General features: G+C 63.6%; 20 protein-coding genes. 12 read left to right on the forward strand and 8 right to left on the reverse strand.

The genetic code is table 11. The annotated features are described in order from the left end of the window. Window positions 1–4 precede the first annotated feature (4 nt). The 7 genes from NKI05_RS16980 to NKI05_RS17010 all read left to right on the forward strand — a co-directional run bounded on the left by NKI05_RS16980 (window position 5) and on the right by NKI05_RS17010 (window position 6,129). Window positions 5–868: a LysR family transcriptional regulator gene (locus NKI05_RS16980; protein WP_023815240.1), complete on the forward strand. Its 864-nt coding sequence runs from the start codon at window positions 5–7 to the stop codon at window positions 866–868. A 141-nt stretch (window positions 869–1,009) separates the two neighbouring features. After that, the gene (efp, locus tag NKI05_RS16985; RefSeq protein ID WP_352792713.1) at window positions 1,010–1,576 is read left to right on the forward strand and encodes an elongation factor P; all 567 of its coding nucleotides are present in this window, start codon (window positions 1,010–1,012) and stop codon (window positions 1,574–1,576) included. Between the two features lie 22 nt (window positions 1,577–1,598). Next, the gene (locus NKI05_RS16990; protein ID WP_023684166.1) at window positions 1,599–2,399 is read left to right on the forward strand and encodes an inositol monophosphatase family protein; all 801 of its coding nucleotides are present in this window, start codon (window positions 1,599–1,601) and stop codon (window positions 2,397–2,399) included. A gap of 110 nt (window positions 2,400–2,509) precedes the next feature. Continuing rightward, window positions 2,510–3,226, forward strand: a complete 717-nt coding sequence (trhA, locus tag NKI05_RS16995; protein ID WP_023688947.1) for a PAQR family membrane homeostasis protein TrhA — start codon at window positions 2,510–2,512, stop codon at window positions 3,224–3,226. A gap of 179 nt (window positions 3,227–3,405) precedes the next feature. After that, complete coding sequence (locus tag NKI05_RS17000; RefSeq protein ID WP_023668754.1) at window positions 3,406–4,431, forward strand: MotA/TolQ/ExbB proton channel family protein; 1,026 nt, start codon at window positions 3,406–3,408, stop codon at window positions 4,429–4,431. Window position 4,432: 1 nt separating this feature from the next. Further along, window positions 4,433–5,464 (forward strand): peptidoglycan -binding protein, encoded by a 1,032-nt coding sequence (locus NKI05_RS17005; protein ID WP_023815241.1) that lies wholly within the window; start codon window positions 4,433–4,435, stop codon window positions 5,462–5,464. Between the two features lie 239 nt (window positions 5,465–5,703). Continuing rightward, entirely contained in the window at window positions 5,704–6,129 is a 426-nt protein-coding gene (locus tag NKI05_RS17010; RefSeq protein ID WP_023815242.1) for a hypothetical protein, read from the forward strand. 78 nt (window positions 6,130–6,207) lie between these two features. On the opposite strand, the gene NKI05_RS17015 is transcribed toward NKI05_RS17010, so the two are convergent. Continuing rightward, window positions 6,208–6,561 carry a DUF1304 domain-containing protein gene (locus tag NKI05_RS17015; protein ID WP_023806573.1) on the reverse strand — a complete coding sequence of 118 codons (354 nt, stop codon included), beginning with the start codon at window positions 6,559–6,561 and terminating at the stop codon, window positions 6,208–6,210. 153 nt (window positions 6,562–6,714) lie between these two features. Between NKI05_RS17015 and NKI05_RS17020 the strand changes: the two genes are divergently transcribed. Then, window positions 6,715–8,232 (forward strand): carboxypeptidase M32, encoded by a 1,518-nt coding sequence (locus NKI05_RS17020; RefSeq protein WP_023815243.1) that lies wholly within the window; start codon window positions 6,715–6,717, stop codon window positions 8,230–8,232. Here the strand turns inward: NKI05_RS17020 and NKI05_RS17025 are convergent. Beyond that, a complete protein-coding gene (locus NKI05_RS17025; RefSeq protein ID WP_023815244.1) occupies window positions 8,213–10,015 on the reverse strand; it encodes an ABC transporter transmembrane domain-containing protein in 1,803 nt (600 codons plus the stop codon). The two genes, NKI05_RS17020 and NKI05_RS17025, sit on opposite strands and share 20 nt — an antisense overlap. Before the next feature lie 205 nt (window positions 10,016–10,220). Between NKI05_RS17025 and rpmE the strand changes: the two genes are divergently transcribed. Next, the gene (rpmE, locus tag NKI05_RS17030) at window positions 10,221–10,442 is read left to right on the forward strand and encodes a 50S ribosomal protein L31 (RefSeq protein WP_023668748.1); all 222 of its coding nucleotides are present in this window, start codon (window positions 10,221–10,223) and stop codon (window positions 10,440–10,442) included. Between the two features lie 51 nt (window positions 10,443–10,493). On the opposite strand, the gene NKI05_RS17035 is transcribed toward rpmE, so the two are convergent. Continuing rightward, complete coding sequence (locus NKI05_RS17035; RefSeq protein ID WP_023668747.1) at window positions 10,494–11,216, reverse strand: hypothetical protein; 723 nt, start codon at window positions 11,214–11,216, stop codon at window positions 10,494–10,496. A gap of 106 nt (window positions 11,217–11,322) precedes the next feature. Between NKI05_RS17035 and NKI05_RS17040 the strand changes: the two genes are divergently transcribed. Then, window positions 11,323–12,441 (forward strand): helix-turn-helix domain-containing protein, encoded by a 1,119-nt coding sequence (locus NKI05_RS17040; protein WP_245261828.1) that lies wholly within the window; start codon window positions 11,323–11,325, stop codon window positions 12,439–12,441. A gap of 16 nt (window positions 12,442–12,457) precedes the next feature. Here NKI05_RS17040 and NKI05_RS17045 read toward each other — a convergent pair whose 3' ends face one another. Next, on the reverse strand, window positions 12,458–13,099 hold the full coding sequence (locus tag NKI05_RS17045; RefSeq protein WP_023668745.1) for a TetR/AcrR family transcriptional regulator: 642 nt from the start codon (window positions 13,097–13,099) through the stop codon (window positions 12,458–12,460). Window positions 13,100–13,217: 118 nt separating this feature from the next. On the opposite strand from NKI05_RS17045, the gene NKI05_RS17050 reads away from it, so the two are divergent. Together NKI05_RS17050 and NKI05_RS17055 are read left to right on the forward strand one after the other, a co-directional pair. Further along, on the forward strand, window positions 13,218–14,045 hold the full coding sequence (locus tag NKI05_RS17050; protein WP_352792718.1) for an NAD(P)H-binding protein: 828 nt from the start codon (window positions 13,218–13,220) through the stop codon (window positions 14,043–14,045). A 1-nt stretch (window position 14,046) separates the two neighbouring features. Continuing rightward, window positions 14,047–14,523, forward strand: a complete 477-nt coding sequence (locus NKI05_RS17055; RefSeq protein WP_023668743.1) for an anthrone oxygenase family protein — start codon at window positions 14,047–14,049, stop codon at window positions 14,521–14,523. Between the two features lie 33 nt (window positions 14,524–14,556). Here the strand turns inward: NKI05_RS17055 and NKI05_RS17060 are convergent, their stop codons facing one another. The 4 genes from NKI05_RS17060 to NKI05_RS17075 form a co-directional block, all read right to left on the reverse strand. Then, on the reverse strand, window positions 14,557–14,868 hold the full coding sequence (locus NKI05_RS17060) for an Rdx family protein (protein WP_023700268.1): 312 nt from the start codon (window positions 14,866–14,868) through the stop codon (window positions 14,557–14,559). Next, entirely contained in the window at window positions 14,865–15,653 is a 789-nt protein-coding gene (locus NKI05_RS17065; protein ID WP_023700267.1) for an RDD family protein, read from the reverse strand. The genes NKI05_RS17060 and NKI05_RS17065 overlap by 4 nt, the downstream gene beginning before the upstream one ends. 81 nt (window positions 15,654–15,734) lie before the next feature. Further along, entirely contained in the window at window positions 15,735–16,484 is a 750-nt protein-coding gene (locus tag NKI05_RS17070; protein WP_023668740.1) for a YebC/PmpR family DNA-binding transcriptional regulator, read from the reverse strand. A gap of 181 nt (window positions 16,485–16,665) precedes the next feature. Further along, on the reverse strand, window positions 16,666–16,989 hold the full coding sequence (locus tag NKI05_RS17075) for an ArsR/SmtB family transcription factor (protein WP_023744976.1): 324 nt from the start codon (window positions 16,987–16,989) through the stop codon (window positions 16,666–16,668). Window positions 16,990–16,999 lie beyond the last annotated feature (10 nt).

Genomic DNA, 16,999 nt, shown 5'->3' on the forward strand with positions numbered 1-16,999 from the left:
AGCTATGCTTGAGGAATTGCGCACGCTCGCCCTGTTTGCCGAGGAGGGCTCGATCCAGAAGGTCGCCCGGCGCCTGCCGCTGACGCAGCCGGCTGTGACCCGGCAAATCCAGCGGCTGGAGGACATGCTTGGCACGACGCTGCTCGACCGCCGGCAAAAGCCGCCGCGACTGACGCCGACGGGGCTGGAAGTGCTGGCGCGCGGACGCGATATCATCGCTTCCGTAGAAGCGCTGAAATCCTTCGCCGGAAAGACCGAGCCGGAAGGACTGTTCCGCCTGGGTCTCGCCCATGGCCTCTCGGACCGCGACATCGCCGGGGCCATCGCCAACGCCGCGGCGGCGTTCCCGAAAGTGTCGCTACGGCTCAAGACCGGCTGGAGCGCCGAACTGATCGATCAATTCGAACGCGGCGAGCTCGATGTGACGATTGTTCTGCGATCGTCGGACAAGCCAGGTCCGGAAGCGCTTGGCACTGAACGTCTTGGCGTCATAGCTGCGTCCACCGTCGCCGATCCGGAAGACGGTGGCCGGACACCCATGCCGTGGGTGCTTAGTCCGGCACCTTGCGACGCGCGCCAGAAGCTCACGTCCGTTCTGGTCGGCGGAAGGCGTTATTTCGAGATCGCGGCGGAGATACAGGATCCGGCCTTGCAGATGGAATGGGTCCGTCGGGGGCACGGCCTTGGGCTAGTGCCGTTGCGTCTTGCAAGGCGCGGACTTCCCGACGGCCTCATGCTGGTCAACACGGAAGATGTCGACCTTTCCTTGCAGGTCGCCGCACTTCGTTCGCCTCATCTCAACCGGCAGACTGAGGCTGCGGACGCCATCGTCGAGGCCGTCGGCAAAGTCATTGCGGCCCAGGTTTGAGGCTACCAGCCCTTGTCGGGCGATCTGGCATCCCTTGCCTCTCCTGCCGATTTGTGGTCTTGGGAGCCCGAAATCGCTTATCCAGCGACCATCCTCATATCAACGGCCAAGCCGTTGCTAGCATCCCGGATCAATCTCATCATGGCCAAGATCAATGGCAACGAAATCCGTCCCGGCTATGTCATCGAGCACGATGGCGGCCTTTGGGTGGCGGTCAGGACCAACACCGTCAAGCCCGGCAAAGGCGGCGCCTACAACCAGGTCGAACTTAAGAACCTGATCAACGGCACCAAGCTCAACGAGCGCTTCCGCTCAGCGGAGACCGTCGAGCAGATCCGGCTCGATCTGAAGGATTTTTCCTTCCTCTACGCCCAGGACGACGCGCTGGTGTTCATGGACACGCAGAGCTACGAGCAGCTCGAGCTGGCGAAGGATTTCGTCGGCGACCGCGCCGCCTTCCTGCAGGACGGCATGATGGTGACGGTCCAGCTCTATGAGGACAGGCCGATCGGCATTTCGCTGCCCGACCAGGTGACGCTGACCATCACCGAGGCCGACCCGGTGGTGAAGGGCCAGACGGCCGCGTCCTCGTACAAGCCGGCGGTGCTGGAAAACGGCATCCGCGTGCTGGTGCCGCCATTCATCGGCGCCGGCGAACGCATCGTCGTCGACACCAACGAACTCACCTACGTGCGCCGCGCAGACTGACGCGTAGGCAGGAACAGATACGATGGCACGCTCCGCACTTCTCAATGTCATGGTCCAGGCCGCCATGAAGGCCGGCCGCTCGCTGTCGCGCGACTTCGGCGAGGTGCAGAACCTGCAGGTGTCGATGAAGGGACCGGGCGACTATGTCAGCCAAGCCGACCGCAAGGCCGAGGACATCCTGTTTGCCGAACTGTCGAAGGCGCGGCCGGGCTATGCCTTCCTGATGGAAGAGCGCGGCATGATCGCAGGGGACGACGACCAGCACCGTTGGATCGTCGACCCGCTCGACGGCACCACCAATTTCCTGCACGGCATTCCGATCTTTTCCATCTCGATCGCGCTGGAGCGACAGGGCCAGTTGGTCGCCGCCGTCATCTACAATCCGGCAATGGATGAGCTCTACACCGCCGAGCGCGGCGGCGGCGCCTTCATGAACGATCGCCGGCTGCGCGTTGCCGGCCGCAGCAAGCTCACCGACTGCGTCATCGGCTGCGGCGTGCCGCATCTCGGCCGCGGCCAGCACGGCAATTTCCTCGTCGAGTTGCGCAATGTGATGGCCGAGGTCTCGGGCGTGCGCCGCCTGGGTTCCGCGGCGCTCGATCTCGCTTATGTCGCGGCCGGCCGCATGGACGGCTTTTGGGAAACCGGCCTGTCGGCCTGGGACATTGCCGCCGGCCTGCTGCTGATCCGCGAGGCCGGTGGCTTCGTCTCCGACATGGATGGAGGCCAGGATATGCTCGAGGCGGGTTCGCTCGTCGCCGGCAACGAGGTCATCCAGCGCGCGCTGCTCAAGGCGGTGAAGAAGCCGCTTTCGGCGCGCTGATCACTTGGCATGCCGGCGCGGCGTGCTGAAGCGCCGCGGTCGCAAAACCGCAATCAAAGCTTGAAATACTGCCCGGCGGCCGCCCAGATAAGGGTGACGCAGGATTTTTTATGACGAGCATACCTTCACTATCCTCGCGAGAAGCGCAGCCAGACCAGCCAGTTGAAATCCCTTATGTCGGGCGTTGGCACTACTCGCGTGCGGAGATGATCGCCGATGGCATCGTCCATGCGGTCGGCATCGTGCTGGCGATAGCAGCCGGCTCGGCCTTGCTGGCACTGGCCGCCTTCCATGCCGGTCCCGGCGAATACATCGCCGCCGCCTTCTTTGTGGTGTCGCTGCTGACTGTGCTGTCGATTTCGCTGACCTACAATCTGTGGCCGGTGACGTCGCCGGCGAAGTGGATCTTGCGGCGCTTCGATCATGCGGCGATCTACCTCCTGATCGCCGCGACCTACACGCCCTTTCTGGCCCAGCTCGACGGCTCGCCGCTGGCGCTGCCGATGATTGTCCTTGTCTGGACCGCTGCTTTGACCGGCATTGCCATGAAAGTGTTCCTGCCCGGCCGCTTCGACCGTCTGGCCATTGTCTTCTATCTCGCCATCGGCTGGAGCGGCGTCGTCCTGGTCAAGCCGCTGGTGGCGACGTTGCCGACGACTTCGATCGCGCTGATTGTCGCCGGCGGCATCGTGTACTCCTGCGGCGTCATCTTCTTCGCCTGGAAACGCCTGCGCTTTCACAATGCCCTCTGGCACGGCTTTGTCGTCACCGGCGCCGGGCTGCATCTTGCCGCCATGGTCGACTGCCTGGTCGTCAACCGCCTCTGAACGGCGTGGTGCGGCCCGACAGTCGGGCAATATTGCCAAGCGCCATTCAATTTGGTCACAATTCCGTTTAGAGTCGCGAATTACGTGATCGGCGGCACTGGAGCAGTTCCAGGGAAGTATGAGCGGCTTCCCGTTCGGAATTGCGTCAAGGCAAATAGAGCATCGGAAACGGGGCACGGATGGCTTTTCTCAGATCCTTCGGCGTGGGCAGGCGTTCTGATGTCCTGATGTACGATCCGCACAAACTGTCGAGCCCGCAGGTCTTCCTCCTGACCATGGTCATCTTCCTGGTCATCGTCGCCTTCATCGCCGCCATCCTCACCCGCCAGATCTCGACCGCTTTCGGGAGCAATCCCGGCCTCAATGGCCTCATCGTCGGCGTCCTTGTGGTCGGCATCCTGCTCGCCTTCGCCCAGGTCGGACGACTGTTTCGCGAAGTGCGCTGGGTCAATTCCTTCCGCGCCGGTTCCGAAACCACCGAGCCGGTGCTGCTGGCGCCGATGAAGGCGATGATCGGCCGCTCCTCGACGGTCGCCTTCTCGACGTCTTCGATGCGCACCATGCTGGATTCGATCGCCACCCGCCTCGACGAAAGCCGCGACACCTCGCGCTATCTCGTCGGGTTGCTGGTGTTCCTCGGTCTGCTCGGCACCTTCTGGGGCCTGCTCAACACCATCGGCTCGATCCGCGAAACCATCGAATCGCTCGATCCCGGCACCGGCGACGCCGCCGCCGTGCTCGATTCGCTGAAGCAGGGGCTGTCGGCGCCGCTGGCCGGCATGGGTACGGCCTTTTCGTCCTCGCTGTTCGGCCTTTCCGGGTCGCTGGTGCTAGGCTTCCTCGACCTGCAGGCCGGCCGCGCGCAGACCCGCTTCTATACCGAGCTTGAAAACTGGCTGTCCTCGGTCACCGATCTCTCCTCCGACATCGCCGTCGCCGACCCGGCCAAGACTGAATCCTCCGACGAGATCCGGGTCCTGTCGGAACGGCTGCGCAGCATGCAGGAAAGCGGCGGCGGCTCCAATCCGCGCGTCGCCACCGCCATGGCCAATCTCGCCGACGGCATTTCCGGACTGGTCAAGAACATGCGCTCCGAGCAGCAGATCATGCGCGACTGGGTCGAGGCCCAGTCGGACGAGCAGAAGGCGATGCGCAACACGCTGGAAAAGATCGCCGACGCGCTGAAGAAACCCGGGGTCCACTAGCATGGCTCTCGCCAGGGGCCGGCGCACCGATCGCCGGATCGACTATTGGCCGGGCTTCGTCGACGCGCTGTCGACGCTGCTGCTGGCCATCATGTTCCTGCTCACCGTTTTCGTGCTGGCGCAGTTCCTGCTCGGACGCGAACTCTCCGGCAAGGATACGGCGCTCACGCGCCTCAACTCGCAGATCAACGAACTGACGCAGTTGCTGGCGCTGGAGCGCTCGAGCGCGCAGGACAAGGACGATTCGCTGGCCAATCTGCAGGCGTCGCTGTCGGCGGCGGAAGCTGAGAAGAGCCGGCTCGAGCAGTTGCTGGCGCAAGGCGCCGGCGCCGGCGACGCCGCCAACCAGCGCGCCGCGGAGGTCGGCGGCGAACTCGACAGCCAGCGCCAGATCAGCCAGCAGGCGCTGAGCCAGGTCGAGATCCTGAACCAGCAGATCGCGGCACTGCGCAAGCAGATCGGCGCGCTCGAGGACGCCCTCAATGTGTCCGAAACGCGCGACCGCGATTCCAACACCAAGATCGCCGATCTCGGCCGTCGGCTCAATGTCGCGCTGGCGCAGCGCGTGCAGGAACTGAACCGCTACCGCTCCGACTTCTTCGGCCGCCTGCGCGAAATCCTCGCCGACCGCGAGAACATCCGCATCGTCGGCGACCGCTTCGTCTTCCAGTCGGAAGTTCTGTTCCCGACCGGGTCGGAAGTGATCAACGATGCCGGCAAGGTCGAGATGAAGAAGCTCGCCGATGCCATCATCGAGTTGCAAAAGGAAATCCCGCCCGAGATCAACTGGGTGCTGCGCGTCGACGGCCACACCGACAACAAGCCGCTGTCCGGCGCCGGCCGCTATCGCGACAATTGGGAATTGTCGACGGCGCGTTCGACCTCGGTGGTCAAATACCTGATCGAGAACGGCGTGCCCGCCAACCGGCTGGTTGCGGCCGGCTTCGGCGAATTCCAGCCGCTCGACCCCGCCGACACCGAAGACGCCCGCAACAAGAACCGACGCATTGAACTGAAGCTCACCGAACGGTGATTTTCAGTCACGCGAAATTGTTTGCCGGCTCAACTCTAGGGCGCAACGCCAGGTCGGCAAGGCCTGAAAACATTATCTTTCTTTAATTACACTTCGCGTTTCCGGGCTCCTACTTTGACGCGCAGGGCCGAGAACCGCCGGCGATGCCTCCCATCGCGACGCGACGGAACCGGACGGCCCGCTTCCGGAAGGCGGAGCGAAAGCGCTTGCCCCTTCCATAGCAGGAGGAGACGCACATCATGCGCTCTTTGAAGACTCTCAGGACCGCAACCCTCACGACACTTCTGATCACTGTTCCACTCGCCGGCGCCTATGCCGCCGGACATCACAAGGGCGCCCTCGACGCCAGCGACCCGACCGACATGACCGGTCCGCGCGTGACCGGCCTGATCGAGCAGGTGCGGGGCGTCGAACAGGGCATCACGGATGCGCGCGAGACGAAGGGCATCTCGACCTCGGAAGCGCAGTGGCTGCATCTGCGTGCTGCGCATATCGGCCAGGCCGCCGAACGGGTCGCCGCTTCGGACCATGGCCGGATCCCGGCCGCGCAATATCACGATCTGCTGCGCCGCCTCGACAATGTCGATCAGAGGCTGATGTCCGACACCGGCAGCGGCTTCATGATCGGTGATGGCTCCGACAGCGGAAATTATCCGAACGGCTGAGATCCGCTCTGATATCTCCAGGAATGAGGAAGGGACTGTCTGACGCCCCCGGATCTGGCTCCGAGGGCGTCTTTTTTGTCACCAGCCCAGCCACAGCGCAGCGAGGGCCAGCACCGCCGGCACGGTCTGAATATAGAGGATCTTCCGGCTGGCAGTCGCCGCGCCATAGAGGCCGGCGACGGCGATGCAAAGCAGGAAGAACACCTTGATCTGGAATCCGGCTGCGCCGAGATAGAGGCCCCAGATCAGCCCGGCGGCAAGGAAGCCGTTGTAGAGCCCCTGATTGGCGGCGAGCACCTTCGATGCGCTGGCGAAGTCCGGCTTGAGGTTGAACGCCCTGTGCCCGCGCGGTGTGTCCCACGCCACCATCTCCAGATAGACGATGTAGAGGTGGATCAGGGCCACCAGCCCGACCAGGATATTGCCGATCATCTTAGTCTCCCCTGCATGGCGGTGTTCCACCGCCAGCCAGCATCCCACGCACAAACTCATCGGCGCAAGCTGCATCGGCGAAAGCCACCTTTGAGGGTTGCCAATCCTGGCGCGTTGGTATCTTTTCCCGCGGTCCAAAACGCGGAACCTGCCATGTCTTTTCAGAAGCTCGATGATCTCGGCCACAAGCTCGAAGCGCTGGAACATGCGCTCGCTATCCTCGGCGCCGACGAGGCGACCCACATGGCCGTCGGCGGCGGCGAGAAGCGCGCCGAAGCCATGTCGTCCCTGGCCGGGATGCTGCATATCAGGGCTACCGCGCCGGAGATCGCCGACTGGCTCGCCGCCGCCGAACAGGAGGCGCTGAACGAGGAGCAGCAGGCGGCGGTCCGCGAACTGCGTCGCCAATACACCAACCTGACCTGCCTGCCGGTCGAATTCGTCGAGCGCCAGACGGTCGCGCGCATGCGCTCGGAGCAACTCTGGCGCGACCTGCGCGGCAAGAACGACTGGGCCGGATTCCTGCCGGCGCTCGAAGGTGTCATCGCGCTGGTGCGCGAGGAAGCCGCCCTGCGCGCCGACGCGCTCGGCCTCGATCCCTACGACGCGCTGATGGAGCAATACGATCCTGGCAACCGCGCCGCCGACATCACGCCGGTCTTCACCGAGCTGAAGACTTTCCTGAAGGGCTTCGTGCCGGAAGCCCTGGCCGCGCAGGAAGCGCGCCTGGCCAAGCATCCCGTGAAGCCGCTCTCCGGCAGCTATGCGATCGACCGGCAGCGCGAGCTTGGTCTCGCCATGATGGCTTCGGTCGGCTTCGACCTCACCCACGGTTCTCTGTCCGTATCGCACCATCCCTTCTGCGGCGGCGTGCCGAGCGACGTGCGCATCACCACCCGCTACAAAACGTCCGACTTCCTGTCGGCCTTGATGGGCGTGCTGCACGAGACCGGCCATGCGCTCTACGAGCAGAACCTGCCGAAGGCCTGGGCGCACTGGCCGCTCGGCAAGGCGCGCGGCATGGCGGTGCATGAAAGCCAGAGCCTGTTCGTCGAGAAACAGGTCGGCCGCAACCCCGAATTCTGGCGCTGGGCGCTGCCCGTGGTCGAAAAGCATCTCGGCGAAGCCTGGTCGCTCGACGACATCCTGCCGCATGTGCACCGGGTCGAGCGCGGCCTGATCCGCGTCGACGCGGACGAGGTAACCTACCCGCTGCATGTCATCCTGCGCTACGAGTTGGAGCAGGAGCTGGTCTCGGGGCGGCTGCAGGCGGCCGACCTGCCCGAAGCCTGGGACGCCAAGATGCGGGAGTATCTTGGCCTTTCGACCATCGACAACCCAGCCGACGGACCGATGCAGGACGTGCATTGGCCAGGCGCCGCCTTCGGCTATTTCCCGTCCTATACGCTGGGCGCCATGATGGCGGCGCAGCAATGGGCTGCGCTGACGCGCGACCATCCTTCAGCCGACAGCGATCTCGCCAGGGGCAATTTCGCCGCCATCAATGACTGGCGCCGCGACAAGATCTGGTCGCAGGGATCGCGCTGGTCGACGCCCGAACTGCTTGAGCGCGCCACCGGCGAGAAACTGAATGCCGCGCATTTCACCGAGCATCTCCGCAAGCGGTATGGTCCCGCCAGATTGCGGGTTGCTACTCCGCGGCACCCCTGAAGGCGCTTGCTCCGGTTTCGAACTGCAGCTTGGCCAGCCTTGCATAGATTCCGCCCTTGGCGACCAGGCTCTGGTGCGTGCCTTCCTCGACGATGCGGCCGCCATCCATGACCAGGATGCGGTCGGCCTTCAGCACGGTCGCCAGCCGGTGGGCGATGACGATGGTGGTGCGGCCCTGCATCAGCCGTTCCAGCGCCGTCTGCACCAGCGTTTCGCTTTCGGCGTCGAGCGCCGACGTGGCCTCGTCGAGCAGCAGGATCGGCGCGTCGCGCAGGATGGCGCGGGCGATCGCCACGCGCTGGCGCTGGCCGCCGGACAAGGTCACACCGCGCTCGCCGACCTGGCTGTCGTAGCCCTTGTCGAGCCTGAGGATGAACTCGTCGGCCAGCGCGTCCCTGGCGGCGGCCTCGATCTCGGCATTCGTCGCGCCCGGCCGGCCAAAGCCGATATTGTCGCGCGCGCTTGCCGCAAAGATGGTGACATCCTGCGGCACGATCGCAATGCGCTCCCGCACTTCAGCCGGATCGGCTTCGCGCACGTCGACGCCGTCAATGGCGATGCGGCCAGTTTCTGGATCGTAGAAGCGCAGGATCAGCGAAAAGACGGTGCTCTTTCCGGCGCCCGACGGGCCGACGATCGCCACCGTCTCGCCGGGCTTGACCTGAAAACTCAAGCCGTGGACGGCGGCACGGTCCGGCCTTGCCGGGTAGGAGAAGGAGACGTCGTCGAAACTGATCGCGCCTGTCGCCTTGGCGGGCAGCGGCAGCGGATTGGCCGGCGGTTGAATCGCCGGCGTCTCGTCGAGTATCTCGGTCAGCCTTTCGGCCGCACCCGCCGCCTGGGCAAGCTCGCCCCAGACTTCCGACAGTGCGCCCAGCGCGCCTGCGGCAAACACGGAGTAAAGCAGGAACTGGCCGAGCGTGCCGGGCGACATCGTGCCGGCAAGCACGTCACGCGAGCCGAACCACAACATCGCCACGACCGAGGAAAAGATCATGAAGATGGCAAAGAAGGTGAGCAGCGAGCGGGAGAAGATCGACGAGCGCGCCGCCTGGAAGGCGGCTTCCACCGCGGCCGAGAACCGCCCGGTGACCAGCGTCTCGTTGGTGAACGCCTGCAGCGTGCGCACCGCGCCGATCTGCTCGCTGGCATAGGCGGTCGCTTGCGCCAGCGTGTCCTGCGCCTGCCGTGACCGGCGCCTCACCGAACGGCCGAACGCGACCAGCGGCAGCACGATGAGCGGAATGGCCGCGATCACCAGGCCCGACAGTTTCGGGCTGGTGACGACCATCATCGCCACCGCGCCAAGGCCGAGGATGACGTTGCGCAACGCCACGGAGGCGGTGGCGCCGACGGCGGATTTCACCTGCGTGGTGTCGGCGGCAAGCCGCGAGACGATCTCGCCCGACTGGGCGGTGTCGAAGAAGGACGGCGAAAGCGTCGTGACATGCGAAAACACGTCGCTGCGGATGTCGGCAACGACCCGCTCGCCGAGCGTGATGACGAAGTAGTAGCGTCCGGCCGATGCCGCCGCCAGAATGGCTGCCATCGCCACCAAAGCAGCGAAATATTCGGCGATGAAGACGGTGCCGGAAGCGCTGAAACCGTGGTCGATCATGCGCCGCACGGCCAGCGGCAGCGCCAGCGTCGTCGCTGCGGCGATTGCGAGCGAAATGAGGGCGCCTATGACCAGTTTGCGGTAGCGGAATATGTAGGGATATAGGCGCCTGAGCGGCCCGAGCGAGCGCCTGCGCCCGTCTTGCTCGCCGCTGATGTCCGCCATGACCGTTTCCTCTGGCCGCTCCAGGTGGGCGCGTTCAATATGCGCCTGCCGTGGCCTTGTGATTCAATTCCGGCTGATGTATAGGCTCGCCGACCGTTTTAGAAGCCGTGGCTTTTCAATAGCTGCGGCTTCGAGTTTTAAAAAAGGGGCGCATCGACGCAGGCCGCGGGCCCGTCTGTAGCGCCGCAAGCCAGGAAGCACGACAATGAAGGCCGATATCCATCCCGACTACCACACCATCAAGGTCGTCATGACCGATGGCACCGAATACTCGACCCGTTCGACCTGGGGCAAGGAAGGCGATACGATGAACCTCGATATCGACCCGACCACGCACCCGGCCTGGACCGGCGGCCAGCAGACCCTGCTCGACCGCGGCGGCCGCCTGTCGAAGTTCAAGAAGCGCTTCGAAGGGTTCGGCCTTTAAGCCTATCGGCTTTCGCAGATCAGGAACCCGCCCTTGTGGCGGGTTTTTTGTTCAGCGGATCGTGGCGCGGACGAAATCGCCTTTGATGACGATCGAGGGTTTGGCACCGGAAGTGTTGGCAAGCGAACTGTCGACGAAGGACGCCGACGCGGTCACCGAGTAGCTGATTTGAACCTGCCTGCCGAAGGTCAGCGTGGCATCCAGCGCCTTGCCGGCAATGGCGAAAGTCTCGTCCTTCCGGATGCTGCCATAGGCGAGATTGGCCCTCAGCGCCTCGCCCTTGAGATCGATGCGTGAAGCATGCCCTTCGAGCGAAACATCGGCCGCCTTGCCGGTAATGGCGATGCTGGAGAAATTCCCCGTCATACTGGCCAGCAAGGCCGCCTGGTCGATCGACACCGAACTCTCGGGCGCAATGTTGGCGTTGATCTCGACCCTGCAATCCGAAGGGTCCAGCCAGGACGACGGAGCGACATTGATGCGCAACGTCGAGGCCTCTCGCTTCATGTCGCTGGCGGTGCGGCAGTCATTAGCGAACCAGGACGAATACCAGCTGGCAAACCAGCCCTCGCGGCGGCTGCCGATCGTCGCCTGGTAGGGTTCTGCACCTGAAGTGGTCAGCTTGACCGAGCTTGCCTCGCCGGTGATGATGATGGCGGTAACACCGACGAGATCGAGCGTCTTTGCGGCATCACCGGCCACCGGCGGTGCCAGGGCAACTGCGGCAAAGGGCAGCAAGACGAGAATTGCGGATTCATCATTGTCTCCGATCATGGGTGGGCGGTCGCGAAAGGACCGCGGCGTTGCCCAGATGATCCGAGACGTCGATTTTCGCGACCTCGATCACGATCCGGGACGACCGTGAACGCAATCCAGGTCATTGTCGGCCGCCCGGTCCATCGTCGGCCGCTTTGGAACCACGCTTGCGATCATGATCTTCATTCCCTTGCCATTCGTCGTTGCCCTGCTGCTCGTCATCCTGCTCGTGCAGATGATCCGCCGAAACGAGGCCGATCTGCGCGAAAACATATTTTTCATGCTGCTGATGGCTGCCTACGCCTTGCAGTCGGTGCTGATCGGTATCCGCTGGGGCTACGAAGTCAGGGCAATCATGCCTTTCCAGGCGGTGTTGGCGACATTGATCGCGCCGCTTGCCTGGATAGCTTTTAGCGGTCTGGCGAGGGAACGCTCGCGGCATCGCCTGGCTTCGCTGTGGCCGCATCTGTTGCCGGCCTGTCTTGTGGCCCTGCTGCTGATCTTCTGGCGCGAGCCGGTAGGCCCCGTGATCATGCTGGTCTTCCTGTGTTATGGCGTCACCCTTCTTTGGCTTGCGCGGGTCGGGCCGGACGGCCTTGCCGAGTCGCGTCTGGACGGTGTCTTGCGCTCCTACCGGGCGCTGCTGGTGACGACGCTGGCGATCCTGGCCTCGCCGGTCACCGACATCATCATCAGCCTCGACCTCGAATGGACCGGCGGTGCCCATTCCGGCGCGGTGATTGCCGCCGGCAATGTGCTGGCGCTGCTGCTGCTTGGCGGTGCAGCCGCGGTGGCCAGCGAAACCGCGCCTCTGGATGACGATGAAGACGATGGGCCGCAAGCCACGCCACGGGCGACGAGCGAGGATTCCGCGGTCGCAGCGGCCGTCGACGCGCTGATGCAGTCAAAAGAACTCTACAGGGACGTTGACCTCAACCTCGGCCGTATCGCCAGGCGCCTCGGCCTGTCGGCGCGGCAAGTGTCGTCGGCGGTCAACCGCATCCACGGATCGAGCGTGTCGCAATATGTCAACAACCAGCGCATCGGCGAAGCCTGCCGCCTGCTGGCGGCCAGCGACGAACCCATCACCCGCATCATGTTCGACGCCGGGTTTCTCAGCAAATCGAACTTCAACCGCGAGTTCCTGCGCGTGACAGGCTTGAGCCCGAAGGCTTGGCGGCTGGAGCATCGGCCGTCGAAGCGAAATCTCGCGGCCATGCCGTTGCCAGGCGAGACAAAATGAAGGCGGGCGACACCGGTCAGGCGCCGACTAATTCCCGCAACGCCATGCGCTTGTAGGCGGCGACCAGCCTGTCGCCCTCCTGCCGGTCGACCGAGATCGCCAGCCGCACGGCAGCCTCGCCCATCTGCCAGACCAGAAACGCTGTGGTCTCCAGCGCCACCGGATCGGCGCCGGGATGCAGCCGCTTCAGCACCATGGTCAGGAATTCGGCATTCGCCCGGCTGTCGGCGAGTTCGAGCTGGCGCAGCGCCTTGTCGGCCTGCGTGCCCGACCAGATGTCGCGCATCACCGGCTCGGCCAGGAACAGCTGATAGTAGATATCCACCAGCTCCGAAAACGCCTGCCGCAGGCCCTCGGCGTCGACGACATCCTTGAGCGCCGAGGAGATGCAGGCCTGGCTTTCGGCGGTGTAGCGCTCGGCCAGCGCCCAGACGATCGCCCGCTTGTCGGGAAAGAACTGGTAGAGCGAGCCGATCGACACCGCGGCCCGCTCCGCCACCTCGCCCATGCGCATGGCGTCGCTGCCTTGCTCGGCAATCAGCGCCGAGGCTGCGGCCAGCATGCGCTCGACCCGCTCGCGGCTGCGCTGCTGGGTGGGCGCCCGTCGCGGCGATGCGACCTGCTCCTGGGCAGATGCGGGCGTTGCTGTGTCTTCCATGACGGCCTCCGGTCTCGACAAAATCTGCCAACAAACGGCTTGACTCGCAAAATACGAGGGTTTATCACGTTTTGCAAATGTGAGGATTACTCACATTTGCAAACAAAGGAAAACCCCAATGACTAACACCAAACCAGTCCTGATCCTCGGTGGCACTGGCAAGACCGGCCGTCGCCTCGCCGAGCGGCTGACCTCACAGGGCATTCCCGTGCGCATCGGCTCGCGTTCCGGCAGCCCCCGCTTCGACTGGGAGGTTCCGGCGACCAGGGAGCCTGCGATGCAGGGCGTGGGCGCCGTCTACATCAGTTACTATCCCGACATCGCCGTGCCGGGCGCCGCCGAGACCGTCGGCGCCTTCGCCAGGCTTGCGGTAGCAAATGGCGTCACCCGCATGGTGCTGCTCTCCGGCCGCGGCGAGACCGAAGCCCAGCGCGCCGAAGAGATGGTCAAAGCCTCGGGCGCTGACTGGACGATCCTGCGTTGCGCTTGGTTTTCGCAGAATTTCAGCGAAGGTTTTCTCGTCGAGTCCTTGCGGCAAGGCGAAGTGGCTTTGCCTGTCGGCCCTGTTGGCGAGCCCTTCGTCGATGTCGACGACATCGCCGATGCTTCCTTCGTTGCGCTGACCGAACCGGGTCATGTCGGCCAGCTCTATGAGTTGACCGGGCCGCGGCTGCTAAGCTTCGCCGACGCGGTTGCCGAGATCGCCAAGGCGACCGGCCGCGACATCCGCTATATCAAGATCTCGCATGACGAATTCACCGCCGCGACGGCGGCATACGAACTGCCGCCCGAAATCGCCTGGCTGCTCAACGAGCTGTTCACCGAAGTGCTTGACGGCCGCAACGAGACGCTGACCGACGGCGTCCAGCGTGTGCTCGGCCGCGCGCCGAAAGACTTTTCCGCCTACGCAAATGAAACCGCTGCAACCGGCATCTGGAGCAACTGAGATGATCAAGCTTCTTCCCACCCTCACCATCATCGCCGCCATCGGCTCGGGCGTCGTCGGCGGCGTGTTCTTCGCCTTTTCCAACTTTATCATGGCGGCGCTTGCCCGGCTGCCGGTCCCCCAAGGCATCGCAGCGATGAATTCGATCAACATCACGGTGATCACGCCCACCTTCATGACGGCGCTGTTCGGCACCGGCCTGCTCTGTCTGGTGCTTATCGCCGCCGTTCTCATGGGGTGGAGCCAGTCCGGCTCATACTGGCTGCTTGCCGGCGCCGTGATCTATTTGATCGGCAACCCGATCGTGACCATGGTCTTCAATGTGCCGCTCAACGATGCGCTCGCCGCCGTCGACCCGGCCAGCGCCAATGGCGCAGCCGTGTGGGCGAACCATCTGAATCAATGGGTGATGTGGAACCACGTCCGCACCATCACCGCCATCGTGTCGATGGCCTGCTTCATGTTCGCATTGCTCTGAAAAATGACACTTCGCAAACGCAAGGACCTCGCCTCAAGCGGGGTCCTTTTGCGAGTGACCCTTGCGGTCGGAATGACCGAGATCGCGGCCCGGATCGATGACGTCGCGCACCAGCTGCTTGAGCTTGGCGGCATCGGGAAAGCCGCCGTCGCGCTTGCGGTCCCAGACCAGCACATCGTTGCAGGAAACGGTGAAGATGCCGCCTGTGCCCGGCACCAGCGTCACTTCACCAAGATCCGTGCCGAAGGTGGAGAGCAGTTCCTGCGCCATCCAGCCGGCCCGCAACAGCCACTGGCACTGCGTGCAATAGGTGATGACCACGCGGGGCCTCTCCGGCACACTCATGTCTGGGCCTCCTGTATGCGCACCGTGGTATTTGCGAATCGATCGTGTATCGGGTCGTCGCCCAGAGCTATGGATATCGCAATCCAGACCGGCCAGATCAGCACCAAAACGAGGGCAGCGGATGCAACCACTATTTCCAGGCTGGAGTAATCCTGCACGCCACCGGGAGCGGTGCCCCAAGCCTGAAAAGCATACCAGCTTCCCGTCAGGACGATCGGTAATGCGCCGAGAAACTTGATAAGTTGCCGCCGAACAGCCTTTCTCGCCGGCAGGCCGACCCTATGTCTGTCGTCCTCATCATGTACAGTGAGCTCCGTGAGCCGCTTGCCGATTGATTGGCCGGACTTCAACTCCATAATGAGGAGATAAGACGCCAGAGCGATCAGCTCGAGGAAACCCAGGTCCAATGCTGCAGGCCTGAAATTCCCTTGCGAATCCAGATCGATCGAGATGGAGGAGGTTTCTCCAGGCTTTGAGCCCGGCGCCGTACCCACGCTCCATATGGCGACCGGCAAACCGAGTACTGATGTTCTACACACCTGCCAATCATAACGGGCAAGTGTCGGGGCACCGTGAACCGTACCCTCCTGGCATAGTTTCCAGTTCAGCCAAAAGCTGCCTTTTACGCCACCGTTGGTCAGCAGAAATAGAGCCCCTACGAGCAAATAGAGGGCGATCAGGATTACAAGGTAGTCGATGAGTGCAGCGAGAAACCGTCGCCATATGCCGGGCCGGCGAGGCCAGGCCACCGCATCGGCAAAACTTGCCTCTTTATAGTCGGTCATCGGCCCCCCCTGATAACTGACTAATCTATAGGCAGGCCGCCGTCATACAGCAATATTCGCATCCGACTGTATTGCACGGACCTACGCCGCGCTGAGCTTGGCCATGGTCTCGTCGTCGACCTCGAAATTGGCGTAGACGCTCTGCACGTCGTCATCGTCCTCGAGCGTTGCCACCAGTTTCATCAGCGATTGCGCCCGCTCTTCGTCGACCGGGACATTGTTCTGCGGCTGCCAGATCGGCTTCACCGATTCGGCCTCGCCAAGCGAGGCTTCCAGCGCCTTAGACACTTCGCCCATACTCTCGAACGCACAGTAGATGGTGTGGCCTTCCTCGTCGGACTCGACGTCATCGGCGCCGGCCTCGATCGCCGCGTCCATCACCTTGTCGGCGCTGCCGGCGGAGGCCGGATAGTAAATCTCGCCGGCGCGGTTCCACATGAACGACACCGAGCCGGTTTCACCAAGCGCACCCCCGGCTTTGGTGAAGGCGGCGCGCACGTTCGAGGCCGAGCGGTTGCGGTTGTCGGTCAGCGCCTCGACGATCAGCGCCACGCCGCCTGGCCCATAGCCTTCATAGCGCACCGCTTCGTAATTCTCGGCATCGCCCATCGATGCCTTGTTGATGGCGCGCTGGATGTTGTCCTTCGGCATCGACACCGCCTTGGCGTTCTGAATGGCCAGGCGCAAACGCGGGTTCATCGACGGATCCGGTGTTCCGCTCTTGGCGGCGACGGTGATTTCGCGCGCCAGCTTGGAAAACATTTTCGACCGCACCGCGTCCTGCCGGCCCTTGCGGTGCATGATGTTCTTGAACTGTGAATGGCCAGCCATGGCACCCCTGTCGTCTTAGGCTAAGAGCATCCCGAAACGAGGTGATCTCACCTCGTCTTCCGCGATACTCGAACTCAAATTTTCAGAGCCGTCCAAGGTGCAACGCGATGGATGCACGGCGTTCTCTGTCGGAATGGCCGGCTTATAGATAAATCGGCTCAATTCGTCCAGCCGCGCCGGTTCACCCCTCCAGATCGGACTTCAGCCGGTCGATAATGCTGAGCGCATGGCCGGCATACTGGCTGATCCAGCGGTCGTGGATGTGCTTGATCGGCAGCGCGTTGAGATGGTTCCAGCGCTCGCGCCCTTCGCGCTTTGCCACCACCAGTTCAGCTTCTTCCAGCACCTTGAGATGCAGCATGACGGTGCAGCGATCGATGTCGGGAAACGCCTCGCACAACATGCCGGTCGTCTGCGGCGCATCCTTCAGCCGATCCAGCAATTCGCGACGGCGCGGATGCGCCAACGCCTTGAAAACGTGATCGTCTGCGGTTTGGCTTGACATGTTATGTTTC

The organism is Mesorhizobium sp. M0771, from assembly GCF_040320155.1.
In the GTDB taxonomy this organism is placed as follows: Bacteria; Pseudomonadota; Alphaproteobacteria; order Rhizobiales; family Rhizobiaceae; genus Mesorhizobium.